This is a genomic window from Brachyspira catarrhinii (genome assembly GCF_005518285.1).
Taxonomy (GTDB): domain Bacteria; phylum Spirochaetota; class Brachyspiria; order Brachyspirales; family Brachyspiraceae; genus Brachyspira; species Brachyspira catarrhinii.
Window position 1 is genome coordinate 1 of record NZ_SJDU01000341.1, and the last position, 2458, is coordinate 2458.

Sequence of the window (2458 nt, forward strand, 5' to 3'; positions counted from 1 at the left end):
TCCCAATTTGGATTATAAAAATATAGAAAATATTTTTAAAAGTTTGAATATAAATCCTCTAAAATCTCTTTCAAGTATGAGAGAAAAAGCGGATTTGAAGAATATTTAAAACTATTTTTCTATAAAACAAACTGTATAAATATAATAATCTGTATGGTTTATGGTTTTTAATTTCAAGTTCTCTTATATAAAAAATTAGATAAGATATTATTACCATATAAAATAATTTTTTTCATTTTTAAGCCTTAAAATATGTTTTTAAATTTAATATAAGGTTTATATAAAAATATATAAACCTTATTAAACGCATATAATTTACAATTTTGTTATAAATTATCTTTTCTTCTTAAAATGTTTTTGTAATTGTTTGTCCATATTTTTTACAATTTTAGTAGCCAATTTGCTTGGTCTATCCAACTTATTGCCTTGAAAATCTTCTTGAGCTATTATTCTTGAGGTTTCAACTTCTATTAATTTAATAGTAATCCTCATTTTGTCGCTATATATATAATAGTTTTCTCTCGGTTGAAGTCTATCGTTTTTCTTATCCTCTTCCATAGCAAATACATTTAGCCTTCTTTCCGTCCAGTCGTTTAGAATAACCGCTACAAGATAATCGACTTTCATGATTTTCCCAGCTTCCGCCGCGGCGCTTGTTTCATCAACCATACCGCTTGACTGTTGCAATAGTATCTCTTTCATAAGATTTTCAAGTCTTTGCCTATCCGAAACATAATGTCCCGCTTTAAGAAAAGCTCCTTCTATGGCTGAAACATAAGAGTTTTGAATGGCTTTATCCATAGTTCCTTCTGGAGGCATACATGCCAAACTAATAGCCTCCTTTTTGGCATATACAAAAGAAATATTTGCAGTTAAAATAAAAGTTATTATCAATAATTTTTTTAACATATTTACTCCAAAAATTTATTATTCTTCTTCCAAACCGCCAGATTCTACAATCAAGCCGTCCATAGCTTCTTTTACTCTTTGCTTCGTTTGAGCGTTAGCGCCATTTAAAGCATTTGCAAGCAATTTGTCTATAGTGGCTCTGTCAATAAGATATAATATGCTATATTCATATTCTCTCTCGCCTTTTCTACTTCCAGCCGTATATTGTTTTAATCGCCAAAATTCATCTTCTCTTCTAAGTCCGACTATTTTTGCTTTCGATACCGAAGTAGTTAAAGTTTCCATAGCTTGCTGAAAACTATCGTCCGTTCCGTATTGAGAGCCAGCGGTTAAATCTTCAACTTGTCTTGATAAAAGTTGAGCGACTTCCGAACCAACGCTTACTCTTTTTGCCCATTGCTCGACAAAATCAAGGTCTTTTCCTCTGCCTTTTATGACAAAAGCGTATTTTCCCTCATAGTCTTTTTCTAAAGCGGACTGCCTTTGATTTAACCATTTAGGATTTTTAGCTTTTTTGCCGCCGCTTGTGTCTACGACTTTATACTTATCTACGGGAGCGGCGAACACTAAACCGTTAGATATGACGCCTATAATAGCTATCGAAAGAGCCATTATAAAAATTTTTTTGGATTTCATCATTGAAATACCCTCCATGAATTATTTTATTTATTAAATAATTTGTTTTTATAAACTTTATAATTTATAGAAACAAATTTATTTAAGCATATTATTTAGAAACTCTCCAAATTGTTCCGAAAGAGGTTCTTTTATACTTTTTGCCAATTTTGTCCCCACAACTTTTTTAGCGCTCTCTTCGTTAGTTCCAACTTCTTTACCTTTAAAAGTAAAAGAAGTTACCCTTATTCCGTTATAATCCACAAGTTCGAGTAGAAGCGTATAATTTAACACATACATTCCGTAGCCCGTGTCGTTTCCATCGTATGAAATATGTTCTTTAAAAGTATAAGTAGGATTACTCGAAGACATTTTTAATTTCAAATCGCTTATCATTTGCTCTATTGCAAGTTTAACGCTTGAAGAAAATTCTCCCGTATCCACAGAAAAAGTTATATTTTGAGAAACATCGTCAAGTTTATCTTTTATAACGGAAGATTTTAAATCGTCTTCAATTTCAACATTTGCAGAATTATCCAATATCATTAACTGCCCTAAAAAAGAATCATTTTTTAAAGAAACTATATAAGCCATATCCAACAAAGAAAATTTTCTGAGCAAATCTTTTTCGTTATTCGATTTGTTAAGATAATTTTTAATTGTTTTTGAATTTTCTTTAATTTTGCTTATTATCAAAGGAACGGTTTCTTTTTTATTCATAAGAGCGAGAGCGTAATATTTTTTCTTTTTTGCGTCATAATAACTTTCCGCTATTCTGACATTTATTAAATCATGCTGCGCTTCCACTAAAGTATTGTCTTCTAATGTTGAGTTTTTCTCTACGCCTTTAGAATTCTGTATAAATCTTTGTTGCGCTTTAGTATCCATTTTTACCGTCATACCAAAAACTCTCGATAACGAGGTAAACGCGTTA

3 protein-coding genes are annotated in these 2458 nt (G+C 30.7%); all 3 read right to left on the reverse strand.

Features of this window, described 5'->3' with window-relative positions; genetic code table 11:
- Positions 1 to 333: 333 nt before the first annotated feature.
- The gene (locus tag EZH24_RS10250; protein WP_137999039.1) at positions 334 to 909 is read right to left on the reverse strand and encodes a hypothetical protein; all 576 of its coding nucleotides are present in this window, start codon (positions 907 to 909) and stop codon (positions 334 to 336) included.
- 18 nt (positions 910 to 927) lie between these two features.
- On the reverse strand, positions 928 to 1548 hold the full coding sequence (locus tag EZH24_RS10255) for a hypothetical protein (RefSeq protein WP_137999040.1): 621 nt from the start codon (positions 1546 to 1548) through the stop codon (positions 928 to 930).
- Between the two features lie 75 nt (positions 1549 to 1623).
- The coding region (locus tag EZH24_RS10260) for a hypothetical protein (protein WP_236847163.1) at positions 1624 to 2458 on the reverse strand (835 nt) is incomplete at its 5' end.